The following is a 26202-nucleotide window of genomic DNA, read 5'->3' as shown; positions in this document are numbered from 1 at the left end:
ATACCTACCTTTTTATTCGCCGTCCATGTTGGTCAACTCACGGTCTATTTTTAGGACTATTACCACTAAATTTCTTAGTTGGACCACTAGATGATTTTTTCTTAGCTCCTCAATTAGCAACTGATTTTCGATATTTTTTACGAAAACCAACTTTTGGTCGTTCAATATGAATACCTAAAATGCCACCAATTACAAGATTTACCACAAGCATAATTAGCGGAAAAATAATAATACGAATATCTGTTCCCGGAATCGTTAAAGTTCAAATTAAATCAAAAACTTTATAAAACATATCGCCAATTAAACTAGCCATTTTTTCTAAGTTTTCCATTTTTTAAACTCCTTTACTTATTTTTCTTCTTTAGATTATTTTTTAACTTAGTAAGTATCTTGCTAAATTTCTCCATTTTTAAATATTCTAATGCTTCAATATCCATTAAATTATCATTTCAAAATTTATGTTGATAATTATCATTCAAAGCACGATTACTTAATTCACGCAAGAATGATAAATATTTATTATCATAAAGGTTTAAAATTGACATCGGAATTTTCAATTTAAAGAAATAAATATCTAATTCCGGAATGCTACGATACTTGATTTTGCGACCTTTTTTATCATTTTTAGCATTAATTAAAGTTAATCGTCATTGCTCGTATTCGCTTACTGATTTAAAAGTGCCATAAATAACTTGTAAATAGGGTCGAAAAATACTAACCGGTTTTTTTCTAATGCCAACAATTATTGAATTCGCAATATCACGAACTTTAACTCATATATGTTCGGCTCGTTGTCCGCTTGCTAATACGATATGGGTAAATTGGCGAGCTGAAGCGAAATATTCTTGTAAACCTTGGGTTACCCTATCATTTTCTTTATAGTCAGTTCCTTCTAAAAATAAGTTGGTTTCATCTCATAACAGTAAATGCTTTTCTTCTAATATCGGATAATTATAATCTAATAAAGACATGTGTCCTAATGAAAGCATTTGTTTATTGGTAATCGGAAAAGTAGAAATCGTTTTTCAACCACTTAATAAGTAAGAAGCTAAAACCATTAAAGCGGTTTTTCCAGTCCCTAAAGCACCAATTACTAAATTTAAAGGTGAATTTAATAAGAAATTAATAAAACTACGACGAGCAAAGAAATGAGAAATTTTAGTATATAAAATATACAAAGCAATTAATAAATAAATAATATCAAATAACATTCGTCAACTTTGGGGATTATAATAATGCAAAATCGCACCATAAAATCACGCAATAATAAATAAAGTGCGATTTAAAGCGACAAAATCATATAATCTTAAATTTATTTTTTTAAACAATAGCATCACTTAAATCACACTTTCTTTATTTTTATTACTAATCTGCCGGGCATTAATTTTTCAAACATTTTGAAAGCAATTAAAAATAAACCAATAATCACACCAAGCAAGAAAACTCAATATGTAGCAAAGAAATTAACAACATTTGGCATATTACCACCAATAATATCAGTTCAAATATTACCAAATGCTTTAATTAATGCTTTTCATAAATTAGTAACCGCTTGTTCACCAGTAATTGCTCCTGGTGTATTTCCTTCTACTAAGAAATTTATTAACATATAATCACCCCCTTTCTAAACAAAATATGATTTAACCTTATAAAATAAAATAACCATAAATAAGACAGTGAATATTAATACCATTCAAAAGGCAATATTTGCTATTAAAAGTCAAAGTAGTTCTTTGGTTAAATCAATTTCTTTGCCAGAAACTCACGCCGGAATAGTTGTAATTTGGATAAATAAATCTCAAAAATACAATTTTGTCATTTCTCAATCTAAATCTTTTCAAGCAACTAAAAACATAATAATTACCGCTTAAAAGGTCAAAAGAGTAGAAAAATAATGGCTGAGAAGAGCATTACAATTATTAAAATTGAAAACAAAAATACAACTTGGGGTGGTAAATCGGCAGTCGGATAAATTAATTCAATTAACTCAACAATTATTTTTTTAAACATTTTCTAAACCTACTTTTTAATTTCTTTTTCATCTTGTTCTAATAAATTTCGCTTAAACTTTGCAATAAATATTCGTTGTGAATAAGTAAAATCTTTTGGCAACTGCTTTGCTTCACTACCATATTTCTTTTTATCTTTAAAAAACCGATAAATATTAACTGCAATATAATATGCTAGTAATAATGTTAAAATCGTAAAAAACACTAATCCAAATATACTCATCTTTCTTTTCTCCTTAATTTTCTAATTAATTTATTTTTTTAAACAATTATGTTCAACAAAATCAACACAAAGTCAATTATCACCAACTAAATCAGTTCTAACAGAATCAACTGCAGATTTAGACGCTCAAATTTTTTGTTCTAATCCGGTTTTTTTATTAATAGAATATATAAACTCTTGACAATAATCTTTGCCAGGCTCATCCACACTAACTCACATTTTCATTTCTAAAACTCCAAAACTATTTTTTACTACACCAAATCAAATAAATTGCAATAACTTAGTTAAATAACTCAACTCATCCATAACTAGCGGGCGGAGCATACGCTTTCCGCACCGCTTCACCACTATAAACATCAACCAAGATATTTTGGTGGAATTTTTTATTTACATCTATTCTTAAGGCGCCTTAAAACACCTTTAAAATTAATTTTTAAAATAATTAAAACTTACATCCTTTTTATCATTCTCTTTTTCAGCAATAAAAAAATTTAACAATTCTTGTCCTATAATCAAATTAGACTCCTGCCCCTTCTTATTAACTGAAACCAACTGATACTTACCATTTCTAATTATTCCAATACAAATAGAATTTTCATATTTGCCTTTATAAACAAATCGCTTTGAAAATCAAATACCAATAGGATTACTAAATCACGGAATTTCTGGTGCTTTAATAAGAATTGCGTTTTGTGTTTCTTTTAAAAGATATTTTTTAGTATTTAAAAAAATATTTTCAATATTTCTCATATACATACCATCCTTACAATATTTAGTTATATTAAACTAAGTTATATTTAGCTTAGTTATCTAACTAAGTTAAATATTTATTTTTTTAAACATTTATGTTTAACAAAATTTGTTAGTAAACTTCGTTTACTAATTAACTTAGTTTATTACTATCAAGGCACAAAAAAATACAAGGCATAATTAAAAATAATAAGTGTTAATTTAACCTTATATTTCTTGTAATAAATAAATGAGCTCATATTTATTTATTAATTAACAGCAAGTTTGTAAAAACCAAAATCTTGTCATATGTATATGGTTTCTACATAAAATTAGCAATCTTGTACTATAGCACAGACATATGTTAGTTTCAAGAGGTTTTTAAAAGTTTGTTTAGAAAATTGAATGGGATGTCTTTTATTGTTCAATGATTCCTTTGAAAGTTATAAAAGTAATAATATTCATTTAAATATCTTTGTAATTCATTAGTATTAAATCTTTTGATATCATCTAACAATAATAAATTATTATAATTCTTATGAAATCTTTCTATCTTACCATTACTTTGGGGTGACCTTATTGGAGTAGTTTCGTGTATTATTTTATTATCTTTTAAATATTTACTAAAGGGTCTTTCTTTTATCTTATATTCATTTTTATTACTTCAATTAGTAGTGGTAAATTCTGGAGCATTATCAGTTCTAATTCTATTAACTTCTATTCCAAACTTCTTAAAATCATATATTGCTCTTTGCACAGCATTAATGGCGTTGTTAGTTCCTAAACTATCATAAACATAACCAAATACCATTCTTGTCTTTTCATCAATAAAGTCATAGACATACATATTTTTTTCTACCGGATATTTTGACTTGGGAAAGTGTTTAGCATCCATTTGTATTAATCCGATTTCTTTTACTTCATAACGGTTATAATAGCGTTTGTTTTCCTTAATTTTTTGTCTAATTTTATCATAGCGAGGGTCAGATTTAATTCAGCGATAAAATGTTCTAATATTTCTTGGTAAATCATATTTATGGGCGTCATGTTCGCCTCTAAGGAGATTATTATATAATGACCAAACACCACCAGCTTTAATGTTTTTGTATTTGTAAAATAAATCACATATTTTTTTACGACTTTCAATGTTAAATTGATAATGTGGGTTCAACGGTTTTGTTGATTTAATTATTAAATTACTAAAATTATTTTCATAGTAACCAGTAATAATTTTTTTAGCTCAACGATAAAAAGTTATGTCAATATTGTGAAAGTGTTTTTTAATTAATGATTTTAAAGTATTTTTTTCGGTATAAAATTGTTTGCATAGGTTTAAATAATTATTAATTCGTTTTTTAGTTTTATGATAGTTTTTATCTCGGTAAAAACCCTTTAATCAGCATTGTAAGCGTGCTTCTAAATCTGATAATTGATTTTCGGCGATAATATATTTCATTGTTTACAAACCTGCTTTCTATTTAATTATTTTTGTTGATTTAATCTCATTATAAATTAGTTGTTACTTGATTAAATTTTTTCATATTTTAATGCCGTAAAAATTAGAAATTTTTGTTTGTTAGTCTATAATCAAATTCCAAGGTAAGTAGATTTTAGAATAAGATTTGGAGAAAGGAGAAAGTGATATAAATTTTTATTAATTAGTAAAAATTCACGAAAGGAATTTAATTAATATGAAAAAATTATTAAGAATTTTAGGAATCATAATAATAACTGGAAGCGGAATGTCTGGTGTTGTCGCTAATAGTCCTTATATAATAACTGTACCGAAAAATAATGTTTTAAGTAGTAATTTAAAATTCGAAATATTACCACCAACAAGTGTAGAAAATATTATTCAAACTTTTATGAATGGTACACAGGAAGCTTTTGAGCAAAATTTTAGTTATTGAGTTGATACAGCAAAAGACAAAGTTTCTGAATATTATAATAATTTTTTAATAAATAGAACTGGGAGTTTATATACAAAAAATATGACAGCAATATCTGATAATGTAGTTCAAACATTTGAAAATAATTATATAAATAACACTAGTTCTTCTCAAACTTTTCAAACTCAATCTTATTCAAAAACTATTGGAAACACAAATTCTTTTACTATTTCTTTAAATGAATCAGCATCATTTGAAACAAGTTTTAATTTTTTATTTTGAAACTCATCTATAAATGTTAATGTTAATTCAAGCCAAACATGAGATAAAACAACAACTACAGAAGAAACAGTAACTGCACCCAGCCAATCATTTATTGTGGGCTCTAATTCAAAAGGAATTGCACAATATATAATCCGACAAGGTACATACAAATCAGATGGAATAATAAGGTATTACCTTCCTTCGGACTTTAAAATAACTTCACCAAAATACAGAGGCAAAGATGGTTTAAATCATTGAAATACTGTTTTTTTAACAAGAACTATCAAAGAAATTGCTTCTAAATATCCTGACATGCTTGCAATGGATTATAAGGGAAATTCTGTTTTATCAGTTAATGATATAAATAATCCAACAATAATTATATTCAATATACCAATAACTTGAAATTCACAAGGAGGCAAACTTGATGTTAATTTCAGTGAAAATCCATTAGAAAATCAATAATTTTTAAATTAAAATATTATTACGCATTTTAGAAGCAATCAATTTAACAACAAGTATAACAAATTTTTAATCTCTTGTTAAGAATAAAAGTATAAATTGTATATAATAAAATAAAGTTTAAAGGCAGTAATTAATTAAAATTACTGCCTTTTTTTACTTTGTCAAAAAATGAAAAAGTTGCTTAGTTATTTAAGGGCGCCGTCATCATAGAAAACCACCTTCTAAGGCATTAATTTTAACGGTTTTTAAATTTAGTTATTAAGGATTTTCAATTTTAATTTCAAAATTATTTGTTTTATTTAATCTATAATTGTTAGTGTCGTCATGTTCAAAAGTTAATAATTCTGTTCCTTGTGCTTTAATTCTTATTGTTTTATTGGGTATATTAATCATTCAGGTATAAAAATTTAAACCCGAAGTATCTATTTTTGTTCCATAAGTATTTGTTATTTTTTGAAAGTCTTTTTGTTTAATTCTGTTATTTACAAGCTCTGCATTAAACTCTAAACTAAAAATTTTTCCATTTTTTAAATTTGGTAATTGTTTATCTATATTTGCATTTATATTTTCTTCTGTTCTTATCTCAACTTTTAAAAGGTCATGGTCTTGCCTTTCCGTTAAAAATCTTATTTTTTCTAAGTTTCTAATTTCAAAATCATAAATTTTGTTTTCGTTATCTTTTTGTTCTACTGGTTCATTTGGTTTTTTAGAACAGCCAACTATTGGTAATATTGTTAATGTAGAAAGAGTTATTATATTTAAAATTTTCATTATTTTAATTCCTTTATTACTTTATTTTTTCAATCATATATATATATTACACGAAAATTCTTAATATCATTAGAAAAATGGCAAAACCGATTAAAAATTGAAAGGTATAGTAAAAAGCTGGTACCGTTTTAAAAACTGGAAAAATGGCGGTTGAAAAATTAACTGTTGCTTTGGCAATAATTGCTAATGGGCGTAAAATGGTAATGATTTGTGAAGCTATCAGCATTCAGTTTAGCATTTTAATGCCAGCATTCTGAATGGCACAACCAATATCATTAAAGGTTGGTATTCATCGTCCGGAATATTTACAATTTGGTGGTGGAATTAGGTCATCCCATTCTGAATTGGTGGAGCCGTCAGGGATAAATGCTGTGGAATTAAGGACATTAAAGTCATAAATTTTAAAATTGTAGTTAGCGGTATTTTGCTTATGGTACAAAGGAAATGTTAAAGTAAAAATATTAATACCGTAGCGAATATCAATGTCGGTGTTAAGATAATTAATACTATTGGCAGTTTTACTGACTGATAATTTAATCAGTTTATTGTCATAAGATTTAAGCACATTAAAATCAATTTGATAAATGCTATTGTTGTTTTTAATGGTATTATAATTCTCTTGGTGTGTTTTTTTGTCAAAAGTAAAAAAATAACTTCTTAGTAGTAGTTCTGAATTACCAGTAATATTAATTAAATATTTTTTGGGATAAAAGGTAATTAACGAACGATAAAAGAAACCAATTTGAATAAAGTAGTCCTTATTATAGTTACCTACGCCTTTAAAATCGATTTCGGTATGAGTTTTTTCATCCATATCAAAAGTAGCATAAAATAAACTGGCAAAGAAGTTACCAAGAATTTCGTAGATTTCGTCAAAAATATTTTTGTAATTGCTGTTGTTAATATTGGGAATGTTGTTTTTAAAATAAAGGTAAATGTCATTTCGTAAATCAGAATCATAGCGTAGAAAACTAAACTTAACATTAAGATAATTTAAGGTTCCAAAAAGGTACTTAATTAGATAATAGTCGTTAGCATTTGCAGTATCATATTTTCAGATTTCCTTTTCATCGTGTAATAATTGTAAATAGTTATTACCCGCGATTAAAGTTTTATTAAAAGCTTTAATTTTTAAAACGTTTTCATTTATTTTATCTTCACTAGTAGAACTTTTGTGATAAAAATAGCTTTTGTTTTTAAAACCGTGATTTTTAATTGTAAATTCTTTGTAATAACCTTTTTCTAAAGTATCAATGAAATTAAATACCGGTGTTCAATAAAGATAAGAGTAATTGAATTTGTCAAAATCACCGCGATGAATCATTAAATAGTCAAGGTTATCAACAACATCGTTATAATTATGGTTACCATCAAAATCGGTGGTTGTTGTCGGTAATTCAATATCAGTACTATCTTTTTCAATTTCAATTTCAAAATTATTTGTTTTATTTAATCTATAATTGTTAGTGTCGTCATGTTCAAAAGTTAATAATTCTGTTCCTTGTGCTTTAATTCTTATTGTTTTATTGGGTATATTAATCATTCAGGTATAAAAATTTAAACCCGAAGTATCTATTTTTGTTCCATAAGTATTTGTTATTTTTTGAAAGTCTTTTTGTTTAATTCTGTTATTTACAAGCTCTGCATTAAACTCTAAACTAAAAATTTTTACATTTTTTAAATTTGGTAATTGTTTATCTATATTTGCATTTATATTTTCTTCTGTTCTTATCTCAACTTTTAAAAGGTCATGGTCTTGCCTTTCCGTTAAAAATCTTATTTTTTTCAAGTTTCTAATTTCAAAATCATAAACTTTATTACTTTGTCTTTTATTTCTAATTAGTGATTGTGTTGTTATTTTATCATTCTTAATGTTTTGCGGAGTAATAAAAATATTATTAAAACCAATAATTAACACGGTAAATATTTTCATAAACATTTTTATCACTCCTTTTTAAAATATTTTATTTTTCATTATTCTTTTAGCTTTAATCTTTTTTAATATAAAACGAATTAAACAGTTTACTATTTCTGTTATGGTTACTCATACTAAGGAATAACCTATAATCATTAATTTACCAATTGGTCCAAAATTTTTAATAAATTGTTGCAAATTTTTAATATCTGTATGTAACAATAAAACTATACTTAAAGATATGAATATAATGTAATTAAATATTATTCATCAACATTTTTTTAAAGAACTAATTAATTTGCTTCATTTCATTTTTCAAGGCTCTTTTTGTTTTAATTTTTTGAATAATCAAGCGGATTAATTTTTCAAATTTAATTGCAAAATATATTGCTCCGCCTCATCAAAAAACAAATATTCCTGCAAGCATAATACCACTATTGAACTTGCCGAAGAAATTAACCATTTCTTTATTCATAAAGTCATTAAATTCGTCACTTGTTCCGGTTATTCATTTAGCACCACTTACTGTTAACGCACAAATTAATAAGCTTATAAAGATGAAAACGATACTTAATACTATTTTTAACCACCGCTTTTTAAAAGAATTTTTAATTCTTAATTTTAATGGCATTTTTTCTTTTGAATTATCTTTTTTAAATAATTTTCCTAAAAGTTTTTTCATTTTAACGCTCCTTTCATATTTTTATCGTCCTTTAATAACAATAAATAAAGCAATAAGTACACAAGTAACGCCAAGAATGGTGAAGATTGGATGTTGCGAAAATGTTCGTGCCATTGGTTTAAATAGTTCTAAAATTGTTAAATTGCTAGTAATAAACTTTTTAAAATTGGCAAGACCCTCACTAATATAGTTCGTTAAAGTTTCAAAATGACTACCGGCTAATAATCCAAGAACAGTTATTAAGATAAAAATAATAATTAGTTTAAACATTGTTAGTTACCTTGTTTTGTTTTTTTATTTCTTTGTTCTCAATTAATTTTATTTGGATTTATTGGTTTTATTTGTTTTTTAGCTTTTCCTCACGCACTTAACCGCCCACTATTTTTAACGGCATATCGGCGTTGTCTTTCTAAATTAACTTGTTGACTACCAAATCCAAGAATAATTGCCATAAGAAATTCTACAGCCAGCGTTAAGAATAAAGGAAATATTAGTTGAATATTTGTTCCTGGTACTTCTAAACTTCAAATTAAGTCAAAAACTTTATAAAGCATTTGAGCGAGAAAGTCGGCCATTTTTGCGAGATTTTCCATTTTTCATTATTCCTTTTCTTTCATTTTTCTTAAAAATTTGCTAAATTTATCCATTTTTAAGTATTCTAAGTCTTCTAAATCAATTGCTGTGTCAGTATAGTATTTATCTTCATAGTCAGGATTTACTTTTGAATTTAAGTAATCTCTTAAAAATGCTAGATAAAAAGAATTGTAAGTGTTCAATATTGGTAGAGGAATTTTTAGTTTAAAAAAATAAATATCAAGTTCAGGAATATCGCGATATTTAATGCGACGACCCTTTTTATTATTTTTAGCATCAATTAAGGTGTTTCGTCAGCGTTCATATTCTTCAATGCTCGTAAAGGTGCCATAAATGACTTTTAAGTAGGGGCGAAAAATATTAACTGGTTTTTTGCGAATTCCCACAATCACATTGTTGGCAATATCACGAACTTTAACTCAAATATGTTTATCTCTTTGACCACTAGCGAGAACAATATGACCGAAATGGCGTGCAAGAGCGAAATACTCTTGAATACCAGTTTCTTCGTTTTTGGTATTATTTTTTTCTCAATCGGTTCCTTCTAAAAATAAATTGGTTTCATCTCACAACAGTAAGGTTTTGTCTGGCAATACCGGATAATCAAAGTCTAATAATCCCATATGCCCTAAGCTTAATTTTTGGGTTTCTAGTAATGGGAAAGTTGATGCGATGTGATATTTCTTCTTTTTTAGTAATTTTGCTGCATATACTAGAAAGGCGGTTTTTCCAGTTCCTAACGAACCAATCACAATATTTAATGGTGAGTTTTTTAAGAAGTTAATCACTTTGTTAATTTGTGTGAAATTACCGATTTTAAAAAGGAAAACTAAAATACAACCGGCTAAAAATAAATAGCTCACAATGTTTTTGAAATAACCGTTGTAAATGTATCAAATTGCTCCTCAATGTCATAAAATTAAAAATGAGGTGCGATTCAATTCAATAAAATGGTTATTTTTTTCTATTATTCATTTGCAAAATTTCATCTTGCACCTCACTTTATTTTTTGTTAGCGGACTGCGCCAAGTAATTTTTCAAACATTTTAAAACAAATAAAGAATATTGCCAAAATAAATGGAAAAATGAAGATTCAGTAGTCAGCAAAGAAGTTACCGACTTGTGGCATATTAACGGCAATAATTTCTCACATTTTAGTAAATGCTGTTATAATTGCATTTCACAATTTAGTCATCGCATCGCTAGCTGTTATTTTTGCTGGTGCCTCAGCTAAGAAAGTTGTAAACATATAATCACCCCCTTTCTTTAATGTAACTTCTTGACATTAATTTCGCTTTTATCTAAATACTGATATGGTTTTCCAAATTAGCATTAGAATAAATCAGACTATAATCGCTGTTAAGAATCAAAAAGCAATGTTTGCTATTAAAAGCCAAAGTGGCGCTTCGATTAAATTAATTTCTTTACCACCAGTAATATGAGCGGGAATGGTTGTAATTTGAATAAATAAATCTCAGAAAGTTTGTTTAATTTGTTCTCAATTAAATTCTTTTAAGTTTATTGTCATTTTCTATCTCCCAAAAATCATTTTTATTGGTAAATACATAATTGAAATTAAGGCGAAAAGAAAAGTGATGATAATAATTAATCCGGCAATAAATGCAACTTGTGCAGGCATTTTTTCTATCGGAACAAACAATTTTAAGAACTCCATAATAATTTCTCAAAACATTATTTTTTATCCTTGTTATTTTCTTTTAAATTAGGAGTTTTAACTCATTCTTCAAAGCGGGCAATAAATACTTTTTCGTCTTTTGTGAAATTACCAGTATTATTTTTAATGACATTTTTATATTTAATTCTAATTTTTATTTTGGCATAAATTTTATAAGCAAAATATGCCGATAACATTATGCTGATAATAATAAACATTAGTCCAATTGCGATATTCATTTTTAAGCTCCTTTAAAATAGTTATAATTTGTATCTTTTTTGTTGTTTTCTTTTTCGGCAATGAAGAAACTTAATAATTCTTGGCCTTTAATTAACTTGGTTTCTTGCTCTTGTTGATTAATTGAAATTACTTGATATTCACTATTTTTGATTATTCCAATACAAATTGAATTTTCGTATTTTCCTTTATAAACAAATCGCTTTGGAAACCAAATGCCGATTTGTTCATTAAATCACGGAATTTTTGGTGCTTTAATTAAAATTGCATTTTGGGTTTCTTTTAAGAGATATTTTTTAGTATTTAAGAAAATGTTTTCAATGTTTTTCATAGTAAATTACCTTTCTTATTTGTTATAAACTAAGTTATTTAACTAAGTTTTTTAAACATTTATATATCGCAGATTTGAATGTTTAACAATTTTTGTTAGTAAACTTCGTTTACTAATTAACTTAGTTTGATTTCATTGGTGCAAAAAATATAAGGCATAATTAAAAATAATAAGTGTTAATTTAACCTTATATTTCTTGCAATAAATAAATGAGCTCATATTTATTTATTGATTTTGTGTAAAACTAACATAAGTGTGTGCTTTACACATAAAATTAGCAATCTACTATTGACACTGCCAAAATAATATACTATAATTATTTTATCAGCATTCTAGTATGTAGACTGCTAAAATAAATGGGGAGGTTTGATAAATATGCAAATTAATGAAATACCTAATTACAGCAATGATCCTAAGATTTTAGAAAAATTTGCTCGTAATTTAAATGAGATGCATATTGAAGGCAAAACTGATCCAATAATTGGTCGTGATGATGAAACCCGACGAATTATTGAAATTTTATCGCGAAAACAAAAAAATAATCCAGTACTTATTGGTGAACCCGGAGTTGGGAAAACAGCTATTATTGAAGGATTGGCACAAAGAATTGTTAAGGGTGATGTTCCTAGTAATTTAAAAAATAAAATTATTTATGAACTGGATATGTCATCAATAATTGCGGGTGCTAAATTTCAAGGTGAATTTGAAGAGCGATTAAAGGCAGTTATTAACAAAGTTAAAGCCTCAGCTGGAGAAATTATTTTGTTTATTGATGAGTTGCATTTAATTGTGGGAATGGGTAAAACTCAGGGAGCAATTGATGCTTCAAATATTTTAAAACCAATGTTAGCTCGTGGTGAACTGCGATGTGTGGGAGCAACAACATTGGATGAATATCGCGAATATATTGAAAAAGATGGTGCTTTAGAACGAAGATTTCAAAGAGTTCTTATTAAAGAACCAACTGTTGATGATACAATTTCAATTTTACGCGGTTTAAAAGATCGTTATGAATCATATCATGGTGTGCGAATTCATGATAATGCTATTGTTGCAGCTGCTAATTTAGCTAATAAATATATTAGTGATCGATTTTTACCTGATAAGGCAATTGATTTAATTGATGAAGCGTGTGCCAACATTAAAACAGAAATTGGTTCAATTCCTGCTCCGCTTGATGATGTGAAGCGAAAAGTAATGCAATTGGAAATTGAAAAGGCGGCTTTATTAAAGGAAAAAGATCATAAGTCAAAGCAACGATTAGATGAATTAATTGCAGAATTAGAAAAATTGAAAGTGAAGGAAAATTCTTTAGAATTAGTTTGGAATGAAGAAAAAGCACAATTAGATGAAATTAAAAATACTAGATTACAAGTAGAACAATTAAAAACAGAATTGGAACAAACACAATTAAAAGGTAACTTTAACCGTGCTGGTGAAATTCAATATGGTTTATTACCAAAATTAGAAAAAAAATTGGATGAGATTATTAATAAAACAAAAATTAATGCATTATTAAAAGAAGATGTTACTGAACAAGATGTTGCTAATATTGTTGAAAGATGAACGGGGATTCCTGTTAGTCGCCTCGTTGAAAGTGAAAAACATAAGTTACTTAATTTGACTAAGCATTTACGAATTAGAGTTAAAGGTCAAGATGAAGTTTTACAGTTAGTAAGTGATGCAATTATTAGAGCAAGAAGTGGGATTAAAGATCCAAATCGACCAATTGGTTCATTTATTTTTTTAGGTCCTACTGGAGTTGGAAAAACTGAAGTAGCTCGTGCCCTTGGAGAATATTTATTTGGTTCAGAAAAAAATATTATTAGACTAGATATGTCAGAATATATGGAAAAACATTCGGTAAGTAATTTACTTGGGGCCCCTCCGGGTTATGTGGGTTATTTGCAAGGTGGACAATTAACAGAAAAAGTTCGCAGAAATCCATATAGTATTATTTTATTTGATGAGATTGAAAAGGCACATAGTGATATTTTTAATATCTTATTACAAATTTTAGATGAAGGAATAGTTAGTGATCGGCATGGTAAAATAATTGATTTTAAAAATACAATTATTATTATGACTTCCAATCTTGGTTCGGAATTTTTATTATCACCAAGAGAAGACAGTAAAGCATTGGTAATGCAAAAATTAAAAACAACATTTCGTCCAGAATTAGTTAATCGAATTGATGAAATTGTTATTTTTAATTCATTATCGGAAAAGATTATTAAAGAAATTATTGATAAAGAGTTAGCATTATTGAATGATCGCTTAGAAATGACTAAAGATATTAAATTAGTTTTTGATAATAAGGTTAAAGAAAAAATTCTTAAAGAGGGTTATGATCAGCAATTTGGTGCCCGACCAATTAAGCGATATATTCAAAAGCATATTGAAAATTTACTTGCTAAGTCAATTATTGAAGACCATATTAAAGAAAATCGCATTTATTCGTTAACTGTTAAGAATGATAAAATTATCATTGCTAGTAAGGAAAAGTTAAATTAATGATTGATTTTTCTAGTAATTGTTATATAATTTTATTATTGGCAGTAAACAAGATTAAGTGCTAAAAGTAGGAATGAAATTATGTTAACGATAAGACAAAAAGAAATATTGAAGTTTATTATTGATGAATATATTCAAAGTGCGCAACCAGTATCAAGTAAAATCTTAATTGAAAAGTATAAGTTACCTTATTCTTCAGCGACAATTCGTAGTGAGTGTGCGTTTTTAGAAGAGACAGGATTATTAGAAAAAACTCATGTTTCTAGTGGTCGGATACCAGCATCACTTGGTTATCGCTATTATGTTGATAATTTAATGGATGTTCGTAATGGTGATAATGATATTAAGCAACAATTAGAAAATATTTTTGCTAATCGGCAATTAGCTATTGAAGATATTATTGAACAAACAGCTGAAATATTAAGTGCGATGACTAATTTGATTACAGTAGTTATTGGTTCTAATTCGCAAGAAGATTGTTTGAAAAAAATTGAATTAGTGCCTATTAGTGAAGAAAATGCAGTTGCAATTTTTATTAGTGAAAAGGGACATGTTGTTAATAAGACTTTTAATATTAAAGATGTCACCTTGCAAGATTTAGTTTTAGCGATTGAATTATTTAATAGTCGTTTAATTGGTACAAAATTAGAAGATATTAAAGAAAAAATGCAAGCTTTACAACCAATATTGGAAAAACAAGTTTTGAAACATGAATATATTTTACAGTCATTTATTAATACTTTAGTTAGTTTTAAAAAGCGTGAACATTCAACACATGGTCTTCAATATATGTTAGATAATCCTGAATTTAATGATGTTAATAAAATTAAAGAAATTGTCCGATTTATTGAAGATTATTCGCCTTGAAAACAGTTTATAAAAACAGAAAAAGAACAGCAAGAATATAATCAAGAAAATATTCATATTCTTATTGGCAATGAACTAGGAAAACAAACAGATGATATTGCTGTTATTAGTACTGATTATCATACTGGTAATAAGCAAATTGGACAGTTAGCGGTAATTGGCCCTAAGCGGATTGATTATGATAAGATGTCAGAATTATTAGATTGAATATCACGCAAAATTGAAGAGAGTTTTTAAGAGAAAGGGATAAGAGATATTATGAATAATGATAAACAAAAAGAACTTGATAATCAAAATTTAACTGATTTTAGTGGAACAACGGATGATATTACCAAATTACAATTAGAAATTACAAATTTAAAAATGTTATTAGAAACAACTGAGAATGATAAAATTCGTGCTTTAGCTGATTGAGATAATGCAAGAAAACAATACGATAATGACCTCAAAGAAGTTAGAAAGTATCGTTCGCAAGCAATGATTGTGCAATTATTACCAATTATGGATAATTTTGAACGAGCATTAAATGTAAAAAATGTTGGTGCTGATGTTAAAAATTTTCTTCAAGGTTTTGAAATGATGATTAATCAATTAAAAGTAATTTTAACTAATGAAGGTGTTACTGAGATTGATGTTAAAGTTGGTGATATGTTTAATAGTCATTTGCATTATGCAATTGAACAAGTTGAAAGTGATAAATATCAACCAAATGAAATTACTAAAATTTTACAAAAAGGATATCATTTATATAATCGGGTTTTACGAGTTGCCACCGTACAGGTAGCAAAGGAAAAGATGATTAATAATAATGAAGAAAATCAAGAAAATATTGAAATGAAAGAGGAAAAATAAAATGGCAAAAATTATTGGAATAGATTTAGGAACAACAAATACTTGTGTGGCATTTATGGATGGTGCTGAACCAAGAGTAATTGAAACTCCAGATGGAGCCAGAACGGCACCATCGGTAGTAGCATTTAAAAATGAAGAAATTCTTGTTGGAAATAGTGCAAAACACCAAGCAGTAGCGAATATTAATACTATTTTTTCAATTAAAAGTAAAATGGGAACTGACGAAAAAATTAATATTAATGGTAAGGACTATACACCAGAAGAAATTTCAGCAAAAATTTTAAGTTATGTGCGTGATTTTTCAGAAAAGAAACTTGGTGAAAAAATTACTAAAGCAGTAATTACGGTTCCAGCATATTTTAATAATGCGCAAAGACAAGCAACAGAAAATGCTGGTAAAATTGCTGGTTTTGAAGTTGAACGAATTATTAATGAACCAACAGCAGCGGCGTTAGCATATGGTATTGATAAAGTTAATAAAGGGCAAAAAATATTAGTTTATGATTTAGGAGGCGGAACTTTTGATGTTTCAATTTTGGAATTAGCTGATGGCGTTTTTCAAGTGTTAGCAACATCAGGTGATAATAAATTAGGTGGTGATGATTTTGATCAAATAATTACTGACTGATTAGTTGCTGACTTTAAAAAAGAAACTGGTATTGATTTATCAAAAGATAAATTGGCAATGCAACGAGTAAAAGAAGCTTCAGAACAAGCTAAAAAAGAATTATCTGGTAGTTTACAAGCAACAATTTCATTATCATTTATTTCAGCTAATGAATCAGGACCAGTACATTTACAAAAAACCTTAACACGAGCAGCATTTGATAAAATGACAAGATTATTAGTTGAACGAACTTTAAAGCCTGTTGAAAATGCATTAAATGATGCCAAATTAAAAGCTAGTGATTTAGATCAAGTTTTATTGGTGGGTGGTTCAACAAGAATTCCAGCTGTTCAAGAAGCAGTTAAAAAAATATTAGGGAAAGAACCTAATCGTAGTATTAATCCTGATGAAGTTGTTGCTTTGGGAGCTGCTATTCAAGGTGGAATTATTGCTGGTGATGTTAAAGATATTTTATTGTTAGATGTAACCCCATTGTCATTAGGAATTGAAACTTTAGGTGGTGTAATGACACCTTTGATTCCAAGAAATACAACAATTCCAACATCAAAGTCACAAGTATTTTCTACTGCTGATGATAATCAACCGGCTGTGGATATTCATGTTTTACAAGGTGAAAGACCAATGGCTAGTGATAATAAGACTTTAGGTCGTTTTCAATTATCAGGAATTGATAAGGCACCAAGAGGAGTACCACAAATTGAAGTAACATTTTCAATTGATGTTAATGGTATTGTTGCGGTTAAAGCTAAAGACTTGAAAAATAATAAAGAACAATCAATTACAATTAAATCTGATGAAGGTTTAAGTGAAGCAGATATTAAAAGAATGGTTGAAGAAGCAGAAGCTAATAAAGAAGCTGATGAAGCTCGTCGTAAAAATGTTGAGTTAGTAAATAAAGCCCAAACTTATTTACATGATATTGAACGAGGAATTGAAGAAGGCAAAGAAAAAGTGACTGAAGAACAAAAAACAGCGATGAATGATATGAAAGCAGAAATTGAAAAACTGATTAAAGAAGAAGATTATGTTGGTTTAGAGAAAAAAATGGCTGACTTGGAACAAATGATGATGCAAGTAGCACAGTTTATGCAACAACAAGCTAATTCTGAAGCTCCAGAAATTAATGAACAAGAAAATAATGATAAAAAAGATGATGTTATTGATGCTGAATCTAATGATTCTGGTGTTGAATCTAGTGATGAGAAGAAGTAAATTATGAATGATTCTTACTACACATTGTAGTAAGAATTATTTTATGAGCAAGGTAGGGTAAAAAATGAGCACTAAAAACAAGCGAGACTTTTATGAAATATTAGGTTTATCGCGTAATGCGAGCAATGATGATATTAAACGCGCTTATCGTAAGTTAGCTAAGCAATATCATCCTGATGTTTATAAACAAAGTGATGCTGAAGCTAAAATTCAAGAAATTAATGAAGCGTATGAAGTATTGTCTGATTCTCAAAAACGACAAATGTATGATCAATATGGCAGTGCTGACCCAAATATGTTTAGTGGTGGTCAAGGTTTTGGTAATTTTGAAGATATGTTTGGTGATATTGGTAGTGTTTTTGGTGATTTCTTTGGCGATATTTTTGGTGGTGGTCAAAGAACGCGACAACGACATTCACAAGCACATAAGGGTGAAGATATCTTTTATCGTGAAACTATTAGTTTAAAAGATGCAATTTTGGGAACAACGATTCAGTTTAAAGTTAATGTTAATTTTCCTTGTGATGAATGTCATCAAACAGGTGCTAAAACATCAGGAGATGTTGTAAAATGTTCAAATTGTAATGGTCGGGGGATTGAAGTTACTGAGCAAAGAACAATGTTAGGAATTATTAGACAAGAAAGACCTTGTCATTCTTGTCACGGAATTGGTGAAATTATTAAAAATAAATGTTTACAATGTAAAGGTAAAAAGTTTATTACTAAACAAGAAACCATTAGTCTTGATGTCCCGAAAGGAATTTTTTCTGGACAAAAAGTGCGTGTTCAAGAAAAGGGTCATTATGGACTTAAAGGACAATCTCGTGGTGATGTTTATATTGAAATTGAAGTTCAAAAGCATGCTTTTTTTCAGCGTGATGATTTAGATTTATTAATTACGATTCCGATATCTTTTATTGATGCAATGTTAGGAACAATCATTAAAGTTCCAACATTTGAGAAAACAGTAGAATTTAAAATTCCTCCTAAAACTAAAAATAATGCTGTTTTTACGATTCCTAAAATGGGAAGTTATCATCCTTTAAATAGTAAAAAACGCGGTGATATTATTGTTAAAATAGAAATTGCTTTTCCAAAGCATATTTCAAAACAGCAAGAAAAGATTTTACAACAGTTAAGTGATGAATTAGATTTTAATCCTAACAATGAATTTATTAAAAAATTTAAATAGTTAAAAAATATCGTTGATTAACGATATTTTTTTATATTTGTGCTGAAAATAATCGCACCGAGATTATTTATTTACAATATGGTTTTATTTTCAAATTTTGAAAATAAAACCTAGTTTACTATCTGATTTTAGAAAATATGACAAATATGTTAGAATTAAAGTATTATTATTTTTTAAAAGAAAGGATAAAGAAAAAATGGAATCAGATATTAATAAGCAGCGGTTTAATGATTTGTTTCAAACTTCTTTGGAAGAAATTAAAGCAATAATTAAAGTACCTTCATTTAGTAATGGTGAAATTAATGAACAATATCCTTATGGAAAAAATGTTCATCAAGTATTAGAGGATGTTATTGATTTAGGTAAAAAACTTGGTTTTAAAACTAAATTAGGAACACAAAATCGTTATGGATATATTGAGTATGGTGCAGGTAAAGAATTAATTGGGATTTTATGTCATCTTGATGTTGTTCCCCCAGGTGATTTATCAAAATGAGAATTTCCTCCTTTTGAACCAACTATTAAAAATGATATTCTTTATGGTCGGGGAGTTATTGATGATAAAGGACCAGCCATTATAAATTTATTTGCTTTAAAATATTTAGTTGATGAAGGTTTTATTCCTCAGAAAAGAATTCGGTTAATTTTTGGCATTACCGAAGAAACAACGTGAGATTCAATTAAGCATTATATGAATAATGAAGAAAAACCAAAATTTGCATATACTCCGGATGGTTATTTTCCGCTTGTCTATGCTGAAAAAACGATTTTAAATTTAAAAATTATTGAAAAAAATCCGCAACAAGATTTTATAATAAATGGTGGTGCAGCTTATAATGTTACTTGTGATCAAGCAGAATATCGTGGTTCACAATTAGAAACACTAATTACGGTATTAGAACAAAATAAGTTTTTATATAAAAAACAAGATAATAAGGTTATTGTTTTAGGAAAAGCTGCTCATGGTTCAAAACCACAAGAGGGAATAAATGCGGGATTACAATTAGTAATGGCATTAGCAACAATTAATAATGATAGTAAATTAGTTATGTGAATTGCACAACAATTAAGGTTAGACCCCTATGCTATTAATATTTTTACTAATATTGAAGATGAATCAGGCAAGTTAACTCTTAATGTTGGTTTTATTGAAATGAATTCAAAAACTAATTTTATTGGTTGTGATTTTAGAATTCCCGTTCATACAGATGTTAATGTAATTTTAAAAAAATTAGAAGCTTCATTAGCACCATATAATTTAGTAATTGAGCAAGTTGATTTAAAAGAAAAATTATTTTTTGATAAAAACTCATTAATTGTTAAAAAATTATTAAATGTTTATCAGCAAGCAACTAATGATATGTCGCAACCGTTAGCAATTGGTGGTGGGACTTACGCTCGGAGTATGGAAAATTGTGTTGCTTTTGGGGCTATTTTTGATAGTAATACTTCAACGGAACATCAATATAATGAACAAGTTTTAATTTCAGATTTAAAAAAAGCAATGAAAATTTATATTCAAGCAATTATCGCTTTGGATAGTATATAGAAACGGAGATTTTATTTATGGAAGAAAATATAAATAGGCGGCAAAGAACTTGAAAAAAAGTTAGTAGTGGTGTTAATAAAGGAATTAATAAATCATTAAATGGTATTGAATGATTAGGAAATAAATTACCAAAACCATTTTATTTATTTATTTATTTGATTATTATTTTAATGTTAGTATCATTAATATTAAGTTATGCTTTACCTGATGGCGTTGTTTTAGAAAAATTTTATGATCGTAATACCAATAAAGTAGTTGATGAATATCAACTAAAGTTTTTTAATCTTATTGGTCGTGATGGCATTGTATGATGATTAAAAAACTTTATTAAGAATTTTATGGGTTTAGCAACAACGGGAATTGTATTGTTAACAACAGTATTTGTTGGTGTGGCTGATAAATCAGGCTTTATTGATGTTTCTTTAAGAAAAGTTGGTTCTAGTTTACCAAAAGTAATTTTAACTCCGGCTTGCATTTTTCTAGGATGCATTTCATCATTAGCCGCTGATGCTGGTTATTTAATTTTAATTCCGTTAGCAGGCACATTATATTATCGTGTCGGTAGACATCCTTTAACAGGAATGGCGGCAGTATTTGCTGGTGTTGCTGGTGGGTTTGCAACATCACTTATTCCGGGAAGTGTTGAGTTTATAATGGCTTCATTAACAAATGATTTTTTAGGTAAAGGTTCTGCTTATCAAGTAAATCCATTATCAACTTATTATTTTACATTATTACTTTTATTTGTGTTTACATTAATTGGTTGATTTATTACTGAAAAAGTTGTTGATAAAAGAATTATTGCTCATTATCCAATTGCCAAAAGAGATGATTTGCAAGTTAATAAAAATTTTCATTTAGATGATCAACAGAGAAAAGCAATGTGATTTGTTTTAGGATTTGTGATTATTTATATTATTGGAATATTATTAATGACTTTTATTCCCCAAGCACCATTTAATGGTTTTATTAATAATATTACTAATATTACTCCTAATAAAAATTTAAAATCGGAAGACTATCAATTAACGACACACTTAGTATTAATTATTGGGTTTTTATTTTTAGGTATTGGAATAACTTATGGTTTTGCTGCCAAGACATTTAAAACTAAAGATGATATTGTTAATGCTTTGGTTATTGGATTTAAAAAAACTGCTCCAAGTTTAATTTTATTTTTAGTTATGACACAGTTTATTGCTGGTTTTGCGCAATCAGGAATTGATATTGCTTTAGGATATTATATTGGTTCGGCAATTAACTTTAATAATACAACATTAACTTTATTTGTCTTTATTGTAATCGTAACAATTATTAATTTATTTATTGGTTCAATGTCTGTTAAATGAGGGATTTTAGGGCCAATATTTGTAATGGCTTTATTAAAGTCGCAAATTCATCCAGCAGCTGCAATTGCTGCTTATCGTGTTGGTGATGCTTCAACAAATATGATTTCACCACTAATGCCATACTTTCCTTTAATAATTATTTGAGCAAAAGAATGAATTCAACCAAAACAAAAAGAGAAATTTGAAATTGGTTCAATGATGTCAATTATGTTTCCATATTCACTGTCTTTCTTATTAATGGGAACAATTATTTTTCTCCTTTGAAGTGTTACTGGACTTCCTGTTGGTGTTGATGGTCCAATTTATATTGATGTTGTTAGTAGTGGTAATATCGTTAAATCAATTATGTTACCAAGAAATTTAATTTATACTGTGCAGTCATCATTGTAATATGTTATTAAAATAAAAAATTGAAGCTAGTAATTAAACAGATATTAAAAGAAAAATAAATTAATCTTGCTATTTTTATTTTATTATTTCATAATATTCTTAGCAACATTAAAGATAGTCAGCTTTTTAAAAACATTTAAGAAGCTATAGCAGTTTGGGAATGTGTTCTGCAATAAAAAAATATCGTTTAAACGATTTATAAATATATTTAAAAAATTCACTAATGATTTAGTGAATTTTTTAATTAAATATTAATTTAATTAATAGCAATATTTTATTTTGAAAGGATATTTAAAAATGTTACCACAACAATTACAAGATGAATTATTAATCATAAAAAATGAGTTTAAAAACTATTCGCAATATTCGGTTATTGAATTAGAAGCTTTAAAAGAGGAATGTATTAAATTACAAAAAAAATTATATTTCTATTATGAAAAAACAGTCGCTTTGTTAACACAAAGTAATTCAGAATATAGTACATCACCAATCTTTGCTCAAGAAATCCAATACATTAATGATGAAGTTCAAAAAATAACAATTAGCAAAAAACAAGTAGATGGTATTATTAATATGATTAATTATCGGATTAAGGCATTAAATACTAATTATACTCAACAAAAGGAAAAGGAAATTTTTAATTTTTTACAACAATTAATTGCTATTGAAAATATTTCAGCTATTAAAACATATTTACAAAATACACCGATAAATTTAAATATTGATCAATCAATATTTATTATGGCAATGAGGGTTTATCGCGATGAAAAATCTGATGTAACTTTAGCAATTTTACAAATATTAATTGATTATGGTTTTAATATTAAGACTGTGTATAAAGACCAATATACAGCATTACATTTTGCTATTGAATTTAATAAAGTTGCGATTATTCAATTATTAATTGAAAATGGTATTAATATTAACGCTCAAAATATTAATGGTGAAACAGGGCTTCATTTAGCAGTTATGGAGAATAATATAGAAATAGTAGAATTACTAATAAATGCTGGTGCTGATATTGAAATTGAAACTAATGATGAAGAGACAGCATTATGTATTGCTATTGCTGATAAAAATGTGGAAATGGTATGATTATTATTTAAAAATAATGCTAATGTTAAGTTTGAAGCAAAAAGTGGTTGAAATTTTTTACATTTAGCAGTGCAAAATAATAATATTGATATCACAAAGTTATTAATTGAACAAGGTGTTAACATTAATCTGCAAAATAGAGCTGGTGAAACCCCACTTCATTTTGCAATTTGAAAAGGTTATATTGAGACAGTGATGTTATTAATAGAAAATGGTGCTGATATTGAGATTAAAGATAATCAAGGTTATTCTCCTTTATATTTGGCAGTATATATGAATAATATAGAAATTTTTCAATTATTAATAGATTTTGGTGCAAATATTAATAATGAACATTCTGAGCATCAAGCAATGTTAAAAATTGCTCAACAAAATCAAAATAAGAAGATGGTTGCGCTGTTAAAAAGCAATGCTTCTCTTGCATGTTGCAATTTATTGTAATATTAAGCATTCTAATAATGTTTTTAGGATTAAATAGAGAAATTTATTTTAAATCTCCGTTTTCTGTATTATTTTTTATGTAATTTATTGTATACTATAAGTAAAAAGGATATAGGTAATAATTGGAAGGGTCATAGGAAATGATTATTAAGTCGATAAAGCCCATTACTGAACAACAAATAGATATAATAAATAAAGAGGTTGCAAGTATTCGTAGTATTAACAATCAAGAAACTTATACTGAAGAATTAATTAATTTAAATTCTGAATGTTTAATGTGTTTTTATATGCTGAATAAATTAGCAAGAAATTGTGTTCAAGCAACAAGATATTTAGATAGTTGAAGTTTCTCACATAGTAATAATAAAAAATCAGTGATATATCAACGCGATAAAGTGTTTAAAAATAAAAATGCTAGTTATAGGCGAAAAATATTAATTGGTTTAATTATTACTATTAAATGATTATTTTTTTTATCTATTACGCCAATATTTTTATTGCTTTGAACATACTATGATCCGTATCAAAATAGTTTTTGTCGACAACATTTTGGATTTCGACCAATTAAAAAAGAACAAAAAAGACGAAAAACAATCTATTTTATTTTTTCTAGTATATGATTATTAATAGTTACGATATTATGCTTACATTTTATGAAAGTATGAATATTTAAATAGAATTTATTTGAATTCGAGAAAAGAGGAGATTAACAATGAAAAATATTAAATTGGTTGCTAATGATTTAGGAATTAAAGATGATGATTTAATTGTTTATGGTTCAGCAATGGCAAAAATTAAATTTCAAAATATTAATCAACCCCGTAAAGGAAAATTAATCCTATTTACTAGTACTAATCCAACACCATCTGGTGAAGGAAAAACAACAATGAGTATTGGTTTAGCACAAGGTCTTAAACAATTAAATCAGAGTGTTTGTCTAGCATTACGAGAACCTAGTTTAGGTCCAGTTTTTGGGATTAAAGGTGGTGCCATTGGCGGCGGATTAAGTATTATTCAACCTAAAGATAATATTAATTTACATTTTACGGGTGATTTTCATGCTATCACTACGGCTAATAATTTAGTTAGTGCCATTATTGATAATTATATTTTTCAAGGTAATAGTCTTGATATTGATATTAATAACATTATTTGAAAACGATGTTTAGACCTTAATGACCGTTCACTTCGTAATGTTGAAGTTACAATCTCAAAAACTATTAAAAGAAAAGAACAATTTCAAATTACTACTGCTAGTGATATTATGGCAATTATGGCCTTAGCAAAAGACTTTGAGGATTTAAAAGTCCGATTAAAAAGAACAGTAGTTGCTTATAGCAATACGGGGAAAGAAATTACGATTGCTGATTTACAAATTGTTGGTTCAATTTTAGCGATTTTAAAAGATGCTTTAAACCCTAATCTTGTTCAATCATTAGAAGGTGTTCCGGCATTAATTCATTGTGGTCCGTTTGCTAATATTGCTCACGGTTGTAACTCTGTTATTGCTACTGATTTAGCATTAAAATTAAGTGATTTTGTTATTACTGAAGCTGGGTTTGGTGCTGATTTAGGATTAGAAAAATTTATGAATATTAAAGCAAGAAAAACAGACATTATACCAGATATTGTTGTTATTGTATCAACAATTAAGGCTTTAAAACTTCATGGTATTACTGATAGTAATAACCCTAATGAATTAGAAAGATTGCAAACAGGAATTGCTAATTTATCTCGTCATATAAATATTGTTAAAACCTTTAACCGTAAGTTGGTTGTTTGTATTAATCGTTGACCAGATGATAGTGATGAAGAAATTGCAATGTTATTACAATGATGTGAAAGTCAAAATATACCAGTAGCAATATCAACTGCAGTTAAAGACGGTGGCGCTGGTGCAATAGCATTAGCAAAAGTAGTTCTTGAACAATTAAATAAACCAGAACAACAATATCTTCCGATTTATGACAGTAATTATTCGCTACGAGAAAAAATTTTAACTGTTGTTCAAAAGATTTATCAAGGAAATAATGTTATTTATACATCACAAGCAGAAGAAAAATTACAACAATTAGAAAATAGTTCTTATGCTCAATTACCAATATGTTTTGCTAAAACTCCCGTATCTTTAACTGATAATCCTAAAATTTTAGGAGCTCCAAAAAATTTTGATATTACTGTTCGTAATTTAAAAGTAAATAGTGGTGCCGGTTTTATTATTATTAGTACGGGAGATATTATTACAATGCCAGGATTAAGTAAGAGTCCACAAGCATATAATATTGATGTTGTTAATAATGAAATCATTAATATGAATTAATATTAAATG

30 protein-coding genes are annotated in these 26202 nt (G+C 27.3%); 11 read left to right on the top strand and 19 right to left on the bottom strand.

The window, feature by feature from the left end:
- Nucleotides 1-4 precede the first annotated feature (4 nt).
- From AAHM88_RS04875 to AAHM88_RS04840, 8 genes are all read right to left on the bottom strand, one after another.
- Complete coding sequence (locus AAHM88_RS04875; protein WP_342262415.1) at nt 5-331, bottom strand: hypothetical protein; 327 nt, start codon at nt 329-331, stop codon at nt 5-7.
- Nucleotides 332-344: 13 nt separating this feature from the next.
- Entirely contained in the window at nt 345-1328 is a 984-nt protein-coding gene (locus AAHM88_RS04870) for a hypothetical protein (RefSeq protein WP_342262414.1), read from the bottom strand.
- On the bottom strand, nt 1313-1609 hold the full coding sequence (locus AAHM88_RS04865; RefSeq protein ID WP_342262413.1) for a hypothetical protein: 297 nt from the start codon (nt 1607-1609) through the stop codon (nt 1313-1315). The genes AAHM88_RS04870 and AAHM88_RS04865 overlap by 16 nt, the downstream gene beginning before the upstream one ends.
- Before the next feature lie 15 nt (nt 1610-1624).
- Nucleotides 1625-1855, bottom strand: a complete 231-nt coding sequence (locus AAHM88_RS04860) for a hypothetical protein (RefSeq protein ID WP_342262412.1) — start codon at nt 1853-1855, stop codon at nt 1625-1627.
- A 164-nt stretch (nt 1856-2019) separates the two neighbouring features.
- Entirely contained in the window at nt 2020-2232 is a 213-nt protein-coding gene (locus AAHM88_RS04855) for a hypothetical protein (protein WP_215825617.1), read from the bottom strand.
- 30 nt (nt 2233-2262) lie between these two features.
- Complete coding sequence (locus tag AAHM88_RS04850; protein WP_342262411.1) at nt 2263-2589, bottom strand: hypothetical protein; 327 nt, start codon at nt 2587-2589, stop codon at nt 2263-2265.
- A 69-nt stretch (nt 2590-2658) separates the two neighbouring features.
- Nucleotides 2659-2982 carry a hypothetical protein gene (locus AAHM88_RS04845; protein WP_342262410.1) on the bottom strand — a complete coding sequence of 108 codons (324 nt, stop codon included), beginning with the start codon at nt 2980-2982 and terminating at the stop codon, nt 2659-2661.
- A 343-nt stretch (nt 2983-3325) separates the two neighbouring features.
- Nucleotides 3326-4417, bottom strand: coding sequence for a DDE-type integrase/transposase/recombinase (locus tag AAHM88_RS04840; protein WP_342262409.1), 1092 nt, complete (start codon nt 4415-4417; stop codon nt 3326-3328).
- A 235-nt stretch (nt 4418-4652) separates the two neighbouring features.
- Here AAHM88_RS04840 and AAHM88_RS04835 point away from each other — a divergent pair, with 235 nt between their 5' ends.
- A complete protein-coding gene (locus AAHM88_RS04835) occupies nt 4653-5579 on the top strand; it encodes an ETX/MTX2 family pore-forming toxin (RefSeq protein ID WP_342262408.1) in 927 nt (308 codons plus the stop codon).
- 258 nt (nt 5580-5837) lie between these two features.
- On the opposite strand, the gene AAHM88_RS04830 is transcribed toward AAHM88_RS04835, so the two are convergent.
- The 11 genes from AAHM88_RS04830 to AAHM88_RS04780 all read right to left on the bottom strand — a co-directional run bounded on the left by AAHM88_RS04830 (nt 5838) and on the right by AAHM88_RS04780 (nt 11784).
- Nucleotides 5838-6350 carry a hypothetical protein gene (locus AAHM88_RS04830; protein ID WP_342262407.1) on the bottom strand — a complete coding sequence of 171 codons (513 nt, stop codon included), beginning with the start codon at nt 6348-6350 and terminating at the stop codon, nt 5838-5840.
- Between the two features lie 46 nt (nt 6351-6396).
- Nucleotides 6397-8289 (bottom strand): hypothetical protein, encoded by a 1893-nt coding sequence (locus AAHM88_RS04825; RefSeq protein WP_342262406.1) that lies wholly within the window; start codon nt 8287-8289, stop codon nt 6397-6399.
- A 265-nt stretch (nt 8290-8554) separates the two neighbouring features.
- Nucleotides 8555-8947 (bottom strand): hypothetical protein, encoded by a 393-nt coding sequence (locus tag AAHM88_RS04820; RefSeq protein WP_342262405.1) that lies wholly within the window; start codon nt 8945-8947, stop codon nt 8555-8557.
- A 21-nt stretch (nt 8948-8968) separates the two neighbouring features.
- A complete protein-coding gene (locus AAHM88_RS04815; protein WP_338968164.1) occupies nt 8969-9217 on the bottom strand; it encodes a hypothetical protein in 249 nt (82 codons plus the stop codon).
- Nucleotides 9218-9219: 2 nt separating this feature from the next.
- Nucleotides 9220-9540 carry a hypothetical protein gene (locus tag AAHM88_RS04810; RefSeq protein WP_342262404.1) on the bottom strand — a complete coding sequence of 107 codons (321 nt, stop codon included), beginning with the start codon at nt 9538-9540 and terminating at the stop codon, nt 9220-9222.
- Nucleotides 9541-9546: 6 nt separating this feature from the next.
- Nucleotides 9547-10530: a hypothetical protein gene (locus AAHM88_RS04805; protein ID WP_342189963.1), complete on the bottom strand. Its 984-nt coding sequence runs from the start codon at nt 10528-10530 to the stop codon at nt 9547-9549.
- Nucleotides 10531-10553: 23 nt separating this feature from the next.
- Nucleotides 10554-10790: a hypothetical protein gene (locus tag AAHM88_RS04800; RefSeq protein ID WP_342189962.1), complete on the bottom strand. Its 237-nt coding sequence runs from the start codon at nt 10788-10790 to the stop codon at nt 10554-10556.
- A gap of 48 nt (nt 10791-10838) precedes the next feature.
- Nucleotides 10839-11069: a hypothetical protein gene (locus tag AAHM88_RS04795; RefSeq protein WP_342262403.1), complete on the bottom strand. Its 231-nt coding sequence runs from the start codon at nt 11067-11069 to the stop codon at nt 10839-10841.
- Between the two features lie 3 nt (nt 11070-11072).
- Nucleotides 11073-11234, bottom strand: a complete 162-nt coding sequence (locus AAHM88_RS04790) for a hypothetical protein (protein ID WP_338982040.1) — start codon at nt 11232-11234, stop codon at nt 11073-11075.
- The gene (locus AAHM88_RS04785; protein WP_342262402.1) at nt 11234-11455 is read right to left on the bottom strand and encodes a hypothetical protein; all 222 of its coding nucleotides are present in this window, start codon (nt 11453-11455) and stop codon (nt 11234-11236) included. Before AAHM88_RS04785 ends, AAHM88_RS04790 begins: the two co-directional genes overlap by 1 nt.
- A gap of 2 nt (nt 11456-11457) precedes the next feature.
- Entirely contained in the window at nt 11458-11784 is a 327-nt protein-coding gene (locus AAHM88_RS04780) for a hypothetical protein (protein ID WP_342189958.1), read from the bottom strand.
- A gap of 375 nt (nt 11785-12159) precedes the next feature.
- Between AAHM88_RS04780 and AAHM88_RS04775 the strand changes: the two genes are divergently transcribed.
- The 10 genes from AAHM88_RS04775 (at nt 12160) to AAHM88_RS04730 (ending at nt 26193) form a co-directional block, all read left to right on the top strand.
- Entirely contained in the window at nt 12160-14298 is a 2139-nt protein-coding gene (locus AAHM88_RS04775; RefSeq protein WP_342262401.1) for an ATP-dependent Clp protease ATP-binding subunit, read from the top strand.
- An 81-nt stretch (nt 14299-14379) separates the two neighbouring features.
- Nucleotides 14380-15402, top strand: a complete 1023-nt coding sequence (gene hrcA, locus AAHM88_RS04770; protein WP_215826474.1) for a heat-inducible transcriptional repressor HrcA — start codon at nt 14380-14382, stop codon at nt 15400-15402.
- Between the two features lie 21 nt (nt 15403-15423).
- Nucleotides 15424-16017 carry a nucleotide exchange factor GrpE gene (grpE, locus tag AAHM88_RS04765; protein WP_342262400.1) on the top strand — a complete coding sequence of 198 codons (594 nt, stop codon included), beginning with the start codon at nt 15424-15426 and terminating at the stop codon, nt 16015-16017.
- A gap of 1 nt (nt 16018) precedes the next feature.
- Nucleotides 16019-17857, top strand: a complete 1839-nt coding sequence (gene dnaK, locus AAHM88_RS04760; protein ID WP_342262399.1) for a molecular chaperone DnaK — start codon at nt 16019-16021, stop codon at nt 17855-17857.
- 64 nt (nt 17858-17921) lie between these two features.
- The gene (gene dnaJ / locus AAHM88_RS04755) at nt 17922-19049 is read left to right on the top strand and encodes a molecular chaperone DnaJ (RefSeq protein ID WP_342262398.1); all 1128 of its coding nucleotides are present in this window, start codon (nt 17922-17924) and stop codon (nt 19047-19049) included.
- Between the two features lie 196 nt (nt 19050-19245).
- Nucleotides 19246-20598 (top strand): Sapep family Mn(2+)-dependent dipeptidase, encoded by a 1353-nt coding sequence (locus AAHM88_RS04750; protein ID WP_342262397.1) that lies wholly within the window; start codon nt 19246-19248, stop codon nt 20596-20598.
- Nucleotides 20599-20615: 17 nt separating this feature from the next.
- Nucleotides 20616-22337, top strand: coding sequence for an AbgT family transporter (locus AAHM88_RS04745; protein ID WP_342262396.1), 1722 nt, complete (start codon nt 20616-20618; stop codon nt 22335-22337).
- 297 nt (nt 22338-22634) lie between these two features.
- Nucleotides 22635-23873, top strand: a complete 1239-nt coding sequence (locus AAHM88_RS04740; protein WP_342262395.1) for an ankyrin repeat domain-containing protein — start codon at nt 22635-22637, stop codon at nt 23871-23873.
- Between the two features lie 140 nt (nt 23874-24013).
- Nucleotides 24014-24550, top strand: a complete 537-nt coding sequence (locus AAHM88_RS04735; protein ID WP_342262394.1) for a hypothetical protein — start codon at nt 24014-24016, stop codon at nt 24548-24550.
- Nucleotides 24551-24585: 35 nt separating this feature from the next.
- The gene (locus AAHM88_RS04730; RefSeq protein ID WP_342262393.1) at nt 24586-26193 is read left to right on the top strand and encodes a formate--tetrahydrofolate ligase; all 1608 of its coding nucleotides are present in this window, start codon (nt 24586-24588) and stop codon (nt 26191-26193) included.
- Nucleotides 26194-26202 lie beyond the last annotated feature (9 nt).

Origin of the sequence: Spiroplasma endosymbiont of Dromius quadrimaculatus (assembly GCF_964031155.1) — a bacterium.
Taxonomy (GTDB): Bacteria; Bacillota_I; Bacilli_A; order Mycoplasmatales; family Nriv7; genus Nriv7.
The sequence above is the reverse complement of the archived record's forward strand: the minus strand, read 5'-3'. Positions and strand labels throughout refer to the sequence as shown.